A 7,648-nucleotide genomic window follows, 5' to 3' on the forward strand; every position below is an offset into this window, starting at 1 on the left:
GTCAGTCTTTTATTATTTTATTGAAGAAGGTGATAATGATGGACGAGATACCTGTAGTAGCACTGGTTGGAAGACCGAATGTCGGAAAATCTACAATTTTTAATCGATTAGTTGGGGATCGTATTTCAATTGTTAATGATTTGCCCGGCGTGACTCGTGATCGAATTTATGCGACGGCAGAATGGTTAGGCAAGCCTTTCCGGTTGATTGATACGGGTGGAATTGATTTAGGTAATACACCGTTAAATGATCAAGTGAAGTACCAAGCGGAATTGGCGATTGAAGAAGCGGATATAATTATTATGGTGACGAGTGTTCGGGAAGGTATTACACACGAAGATGAACGCGTTGCACAAATGTTATTACGTTCGGGCAAACCTGTTCTACTAGCCATTAATAAAGCAGATAACCCTGAGCAACGTCAAATGATATATGAATTCTATAGTTTAGGGCTAGGCGAACCATATCCGGTTTCGGGTTCTCATGGTACTGGGTTTGGAGATTTATTAGATGCGCTTTTTCAAGCTTTACCAGAGCATGATGCAAGTTTTGATCTAGACGAATATGTAAAATTTTGTTTTATCGGACGCCCAAATGTGGGGAAATCAAGTCTTGTCAACCGTATTTTAAATGAAGAACGTGTTATTGTTTCAAATATCGAAGGAACTACCCGCGAAGCGGTAGATACTCATTTTACTGAAGATGGCACAGATTATTTAATGATTGACACAGCTGGCATCCGTAAGCGTGGCAAGGTTTGGGAATCTACCGAAAAATACTCGGTAATGCGAGCTCAAGCGGCGATTGATCGAAGCGATATTGCATGTATTGTTATTGACGCAGAAACAGGAATTATTGAGCAAGATAAGCGCGTTGCAGGATTAGCGTATGAAGCGGGTAAAGGGATTGTCATTATAGTGAATAAATGGGATTTAGTTGATAAAGATAATAAATCTTTTGATGAATTCACCGATAAAATCCGCCAGGAATTTCAATATTTAAGTTTTGCACCAATTTTATTTGTGAGTGCCAAGACAGGACAACGTCTCCATCGTTTACCACAACTACTAAAAGAAATTCATGATGTACGCCATCAAAGGATTCAATCATCGACGCTTAATACGGTAGTATCTGATGCAGTGGCGATGAATCCAACTCCAACCGATAAAGGACGTCGACTTAAAATTTTCTATATGACACAAGTGGCAACAAATCCACCTACTTTTGTTGTTTTTGTCAATGATGTTGATCTGATGCACTTCAGTTATCAACGTTATTTAGAAAATAAATTGCGAGAATCTTTTGGTTTTATCGGAACACCAATTCGTATTTTAGTTCGTGAAAATAAAAATTAAATAACATGGAAGATTAACTAAAAATGTTGTAATAGCAAGGTTAATATGCTATTCTAATAATTGAGATGCGATTCAATATGTCACTAAGCATATTTTATTGTATTTTCATATGATGAGATATTTGAGGAGGAAATTCAATGGCAAATAAAGCAGATTTAGTAGAACGCGTAGCAGCTAAAACAAACTTAACTAAAAAAGACGTTACAGCTACCGTTGAAGCATTATTTGAAACAGTTATGGAAGCTTTAGCAGATGGTGAGAAAGTTCAAGTAATTGGTTTTGGTACTTTCGAAGTTCGTGACCGTGCAGCTCGTAAAGGACGTAACCCACAAACTGGTGAAGAAATCCAAATCCCAGCTAGCAAAGTTCCTGCATTCAAAGCTGGTAAAGCTTTAAAAGATATTGTTAAATAATTATACCTTTTAGACTAGGCATTTAGGTGCCTAGTTTTTTTATTTGCCTTAGATTGGTTTTATTTGCGTTTATCGTTATAATAGGTTTATTCATAGTTGACGGAGGATAATATATGATTTTTAAATATCAACTTGGTACAGATGGAGAAATCTACCAAGATGCACTATCAATTCGGCGTGCCGTTTTTATTGACGAGCAAGACGTTAGCGAGTCTTTAGAAATTGATGGAAACGATGAACAGTGTTGGCATGTCGTCGGTTATCTCGATGCGCTACCAATTGTAACTGCACGTTTTTATATATTTAATCAATCCGATAAATTATGTCTAAAATTACAACGTATTGCGACCTCTGCTTCATATCGTCGTCAAGGGTATGGTCGAGCATTAATGGAGCAGGTGATTGAATGGGCTCATCAACAAAAAATATCACAAATTCATTTGTCATCTCAGATTCAAGCGATAGGGTTCTATCAAACAGTCGGTTTTAATACTTGTAATGATGCCATCTACTTGGATGCTGGGATAGAACATCAAGATATGATTTATCAAGTAAATAAAAAAGATTTGTAGTATTAATGTTATTTAAGGAGAATTTCTAATGATACATATTCAAAACCCTCATTTAGAAGAAATAATGCAAGAGTTGTTTGGAACGGCAATTAAATCTCATGATGATTTGACTAAACGAATGATATTATTACTTCAACGTTTGGAAGTCTATTCGACAACAATAGCTCAAGCGATTGAACGTCTTTCGCTTGAAGTCCATTCAAGTTTAACGACTTATTTCGATGATCTTTTACAACTTCAATTGTCCGATCAACGCAGTGTTCTTGAAGTATTGATTGCAGCGGGTTATCTGCCGAAGTTCGTTCAACAATATACTCCGAATGGGCCGATTGTGTATCATGATGTGACAATCATGGCCTATGATGAGACACAGACGATTAAAGAGCGGGTCTTTATCGAGACTGCTTATACAACAACGGACAGCCCTTATAGTGATTTAGTGGAAATCTACATCGAACGTCCAAGAGAGTATCAAAAAGAGGGGACTGTTCCAATCCTCTATATTGCGAATCCGTATGTAATGGGAACGAACAATGATGCCTTTGCACCCGAGGCATTACATTCGATTACTGAAACGCACGAAGACCCGATTCAATCCTATCAATTAACAGATTATAGTAAGCCAGGGCAAACAAGATTACTCCCTGAACTGACTGCATCATTAGAAGAAATTGTTGAACCACCACTTTATGGACGGAATCCTGCAATGAAACGCTATCTGGCTAAAGGCTACGCCGTAATTTATTATGCGGGTCGGGGTGCTTATTATTCGCAAGGTTATAATCTAACCGGATCGATTGAAGAGTTGGATGCAGTTGATGCTACTTTGCGTTGGATTGATGGCGATACTGCGGGATATTATGATCTTGAAGCGACACAGCGCGTCGTCCCAACTTGGTCAAATGGTACGGTGGCCATGACGGGTAAGTCTTATTTAGGAACCTTAGCTATTGGTACCGCAACATATTCAAAGAGTCGCTCTTTAAAAACAATATTACCTGAAGCAGGTATCTCAAATTGGTACGATTACTATCGCTATAATAACTTAGTAGTGGCTCCTCAAGGATACCCTGGAGAAGACATCGATATTCTATCTTGGTTTTGTGAATCGTTTTTAATGAACCCGACGAATGCGACGCAAGCCAAACGCCAACGATTCCGTGAATTATTTGAAGCAATGCGCCATGATATGGACCGTGAATCAGGATATTATAATGAATTTTGGGACCAACGTAATTATTTAAATCAAGCAGATCACATTGATATACCAATGCTAATTATACACGGTACGAATGACTGGAATGTAAAAATATCTCATTTATTCAAATTAATGGAAGCGACACAGAATAATGCAATTAGCCGAAACTTCGTGATTCATCGAGGTAAACATATCTCAATTCATTCGATTGATAATTATGATTTAATTGATCTGATGGATCGATGGTTAGATTATTATCTACTTAATCTTGGTTCGCAACCATTGACGAATGGTCAAGGTATCGTTCAATCAAATCTTAACCCAAATCAGTGGGACCAAGTTAATTATGACCAACGGCAACAGATCCGTTTTAAAATTGAAGGCGATCGTCTCATTCAATCAGATATATCAACGAATGATTCAGTTGAAGCAACGATAAATACCTTCGAGACTCAGCTCGATTTTCTTTCCGCAAAGGATTGGCAAGAGCAATTGCTAGATCCTCAAGGTACACTTGCGATACGTTATGAGTCAGATTCGCTAGAAAATCAGCTACATTTACATGGTACAATGCGAATACAATTAAAAGTGAAATCCAATCGAAATGAAGGTGCTTTGTCGTGCTTACTAGTCGATTATGGTTCGCATCGAATTGTTAATGAGCGTACACAATCAGCATCAACTAAACGGAGTATCGGTCTTTCAACGAAACTACCACAAACTACTTTTACATATGAACCCGATGCATCTGATTCACATATTATCACTCGAGGATGGGTGAACTTGAAAACACCTGTCAATTCTTCGGATGATCAAGGATTTCAAACTTACGAAATAGATATGATTCCAATGGATTATACGTTACCTGAAGGACACCGATTAGGTCTAATTATTTATGGTAATGATTACCTGTACACATTACACCCAACAGAATGTCAAAAGTATCAAGTTCTAACAGAAAGCATACAATTAGTTATAGATTTTTTATAAACAATAAAGGAGGCGGAGATGCAACAGTTTCTTCAATTACTTGATTTACAGTTAACTTTACTACTATATATTGCACTTGGATTTTTTGCAGGACGCAAACAAATACTGACCCATGTGGGGAGAGATGGTATGATGTCAATATTAATTAATGTTTTCTTACCCATTATGGTTTTTAATTCATTTAAGGCCGTGACCATTGATTTATTACTCTTAAGTTTGCAAGCGATGATTGCAGCAGTAATTATTTATTCAATCAACAGTTTGATAGCACCAATATTATATCGACGTTATCCCGAAGAGAAAGCTCGTGTGATGGCATATGGAACTTTAGTTAATAACGCTGGATTTTCAGGCTTACCTATCGCAGAATCCATCTATGGATCAACGGGGGCGATGATGGCTTCAGTCTATTTAGCTCCGCACCGCTTATTTATGTGGACGGTAGGTTTGACAATGTTAGGAGCCAGCCGAAAAGAAGGGCAAAGTACGCTAAATGCACTGCTTAAATTACTGAAAAATCCTTCGATTATTGCTGTTTTTATCGGGTTAGCGCGTGGACTACTACAAATTAACTTACCGCCATTTATCGAACGTGCTTCGATGGGAATTGCTTCTCTTGTTGCACCTTTAGCAATGGTTTTAATTGGGGCAATTATTTCACAAGTTTGTTTAAAAAGTCTTCTAGAACCGGGGGTATTATATTACTGTTTTATCCGTCTATTAGCTATCCCACTCATTGTGTTAATGGTTATGAAGGGATTCTCCCTGGATTCAACCCTAACTGGTGTAGTAGTGATTTTAGCAGGAATGCCGATAGGGACGCCGACAACGGTTTTAGCGGCCCAATATAATTTGGATGTTGACTTTGCTGCCAAATTAACTTGTGTATCGATTATTTTATCGATAATTACTGTACCGCTATTATTAAGTTTTATTTAGAATTTGTTTGTAGAGAGGAATATATTGTGACAACAGTTTATTTTATTCGCCATTGCCACCCCAACTATCTTAATCTCGATGATCGCCAACGTGAGTTAACTGATAAAGGGTTATTAGATCGAGAGCGTGTAACTGATTTTCTTAAAGATAAACACGTTAACTATGCTTATTCAAGCCCCTACCGTAGATCCTATGATACAATCAAGCCATTTGCTGCCAAAGTAGGGATTCAGATTCAAATTGTTGAAGACTTCCGTGAAAGAGCGATTGGCCACGTTTGGCAAAAACCTGAAGTGGATTATATAACAAAACAGTGGGCTGATTTTGATTATCATTTGTCCGGAGGCGAATCGATTAATCAAGTTCAACAGCGCAATATTCGAGCTTTAGAACATATTATACGACAACATCCCATGCAGACCATCGTTATAGGGAGTCATGGGACTGCGATGAGTGCGATTGCCAATTATTATGATACTTCTTTTGGTGTCGAAGACACTTTACGAATTAAAGATCAAATGCCATGGGTAGTTGAATTGAATTTCGATGATTCCGGTCATTGCATCGCCGTTCGAGAGTGGGATATTTAATGGATTATTAATTAAAAAATAGTAAATAAAAATCCTATGGGAAACGAGATTCCCATAGGATAATTTTATGCGTATTAACGATTGATTAAGCTTGTACTTTTTTGTCTTTCATGACGATATTTAAGATAAGCGCAGCAATTGTACCTGCTGAGATACCTGAAGATAACATCATTTGTAACCAGTCTGGTAAGTTTGCTAGGATTCCTGGATTAACGGTAACCCCAATCCCCATTGCAAATGCCACTGAAATAATAAGTAATTCACGGTCACCTAGGTGAATGCTTGTTAGTGATTTAATACCTTGAGCTGCTACAAGTCCGAACATAATAACACCGACACCACCTAATACTGGAGTTGGAATAACTGAGATAATCGCACTAATTTTAGGGAAGATACCTAAAATAATAAGTATGATTCCCGCTAAAATCATCACAGAACGACTTGCAACTTTTGTTAAAGTGATTAGTCCAACGTTTTGTGAGAAAGCAGTGTTAGGCCCTGCACCAAAAATTCCAGAAATAATTGATCCAACACCGTCTGTTAAAACCCCTCCCGCAATTTCATCTGCGGTTGGAATTTTATTTGAAGCTTCCCCAACAGCCATTAAAACACCCGTCGTTCCGATGGCTGAAACTAAGAAAGCAGGTAAAAATGATAAGGTAGAAGCGAAATCAAATTTGACTCCGTAACGGAAAATATGTGGGATTTCAATCCATTTAGCAGCTGCAACAGCTTCTAAATCAACCATATTAAGTGGAATACAGATTAAATAACCAAAAATCATACCCCAAAAAACAGCTCCTGTACTCCAAATTCCTTTACCATAATGATTTAGGAATAAGGTAAAGATCATAACAATAAAAGCTATCCCGATATTTCTTAATGAACCATAATCAGCGGCTCCAACGCCTCCAGCAGCCCAATCAATACTTACAGGTAAGATCGTAATTCCGATTAATGAGACTACAATTCCGGTAATTAACGGCGGGAAGAAACGCATCAATGGTTTAATAAAGCGACTTAAAATTACTTCAAGTAAGGCACCTGAGATGGCTGCACCGACAATTCCTGGAATACCAAATCGTGCTCCAACACTAATTTGAGGATTAACGAAAGTAAAGTCGGTTCCCATCATTGTAGGATATCCTGATCCGATGATACCAAGCTTTCTAGCTTGGATAATGGTAGTAATACCTGACGCAAAGATGGTCCCGCTGACCATAATGGCCATTTCTTCAACGGAGAAATTCAGCGCTGTACCTACTACAAGTGGCACAGCCACAATCCCTGCAAACGAGGCTAAAATGTGTTGTAGTGCTAGTATTAATGATAACCCAAATGGAGGATTCGAATCAATATCATACACCAACTCATTTTTTTGACCCATTGACGACACTTCAATTTGCTTTTCCATAATGACCTCCAAATATCTATAATTACAATTTTCATGGTAACCTATTTTTTTCAATTAATATAGCCAGTTCTATTTTTATATTTAAAAATTGGTGTGTTGTAAAATGAATTGCAACACTCAGTAATTTCTGAAATACAAAAAGACATGAAGATTCGTTATACTTAAATCACCACAAAA

Annotated in this window: 7 protein-coding genes; 6 read left to right on the forward strand and 1 reads right to left on the reverse strand. The window is 37.6% G+C overall.

Annotated features, from left to right (window positions below; all coding sequences use genetic code 11):
• The first annotated feature begins 38 nt into the window (after positions 1-38).
• The 6 genes from der to CYJ57_RS05990 all read left to right on the forward strand — a co-directional run bounded on the left by der (position 39) and on the right by CYJ57_RS05990 (position 6,057).
• Positions 39-1,355 carry a ribosome biogenesis GTPase Der gene (der, locus tag CYJ57_RS05965; protein WP_143826743.1) on the forward strand — a complete coding sequence of 439 codons (1,317 nt, stop codon included), beginning with the start codon at positions 39-41 and terminating at the stop codon, positions 1,353-1,355.
• Between the two features lie 137 nt (positions 1,356-1,492).
• Positions 1,493-1,768: an HU family DNA-binding protein gene (locus CYJ57_RS05970; protein ID WP_006701323.1), complete on the forward strand. Its 276-nt coding sequence runs from the start codon at positions 1,493-1,495 to the stop codon at positions 1,766-1,768.
• Positions 1,769-1,881: 113 nt separating this feature from the next.
• Entirely contained in the window at positions 1,882-2,340 is a 459-nt protein-coding gene (locus CYJ57_RS05975) for a GNAT family N-acetyltransferase (protein ID WP_101954488.1), read from the forward strand.
• A 28-nt stretch (positions 2,341-2,368) separates the two neighbouring features.
• Positions 2,369-4,528, forward strand: coding sequence for a CocE/NonD family hydrolase (locus CYJ57_RS05980; RefSeq protein ID WP_101954490.1), 2,160 nt, complete (start codon positions 2,369-2,371; stop codon positions 4,526-4,528).
• A gap of 18 nt (positions 4,529-4,546) precedes the next feature.
• Positions 4,547-5,467: an AEC family transporter gene (locus CYJ57_RS05985; RefSeq protein ID WP_101954491.1), complete on the forward strand. Its 921-nt coding sequence runs from the start codon at positions 4,547-4,549 to the stop codon at positions 5,465-5,467.
• Between the two features lie 26 nt (positions 5,468-5,493).
• Positions 5,494-6,057 (forward strand): histidine phosphatase family protein, encoded by a 564-nt coding sequence (locus CYJ57_RS05990; protein ID WP_006701319.1) that lies wholly within the window; start codon positions 5,494-5,496, stop codon positions 6,055-6,057.
• Positions 6,058-6,142: 85 nt separating this feature from the next.
• Here CYJ57_RS05990 and CYJ57_RS05995 read toward each other — a convergent pair whose 3' ends face one another.
• Positions 6,143-7,471, reverse strand: coding sequence for a nucleobase:cation symporter-2 family protein (locus CYJ57_RS05995; RefSeq protein ID WP_006701318.1), 1,329 nt, complete (start codon positions 7,469-7,471; stop codon positions 6,143-6,145).
• Positions 7,472-7,648 lie beyond the last annotated feature (177 nt).

The organism is Falseniella ignava (assembly GCF_002847645.1).
Lineage (GTDB): Bacteria > Bacillota > Bacilli > Lactobacillales > Aerococcaceae > Falseniella > Falseniella ignava.

Bases quoted from the DNA above. Each gene is read 5' to 3' on its own strand.
- der (WP_143826743.1), top strand. From the start codon at position 39: ATGGACGAGATACCTGTAGTAGCACTGGTTGGAAGACCGAATGTCGGA.
- CYJ57_RS05970 (WP_006701323.1), top strand. From the start codon at position 1,493: ATGGCAAATAAAGCAGATTTAGTAGAACGCGTAGCAGCTAAAACAAAC.
- CYJ57_RS05975 (WP_101954488.1), top strand. From the start codon at position 1,882: ATGATTTTTAAATATCAACTTGGTACAGATGGAGAAATCTACCAAGAT.
- CYJ57_RS05980 (WP_101954490.1), top strand. From the start codon at position 2,369: ATGATACATATTCAAAACCCTCATTTAGAAGAAATAATGCAAGAGTTG.
- CYJ57_RS05985 (WP_101954491.1), top strand. From the start codon at position 4,547: ATGCAACAGTTTCTTCAATTACTTGATTTACAGTTAACTTTACTACTA.
- CYJ57_RS05995 (WP_006701318.1), bottom strand. From the start codon at position 7,471: ATGGAAAAGCAAATTGAAGTGTCGTCAATGGGTCAAAAAAATGAGTTG.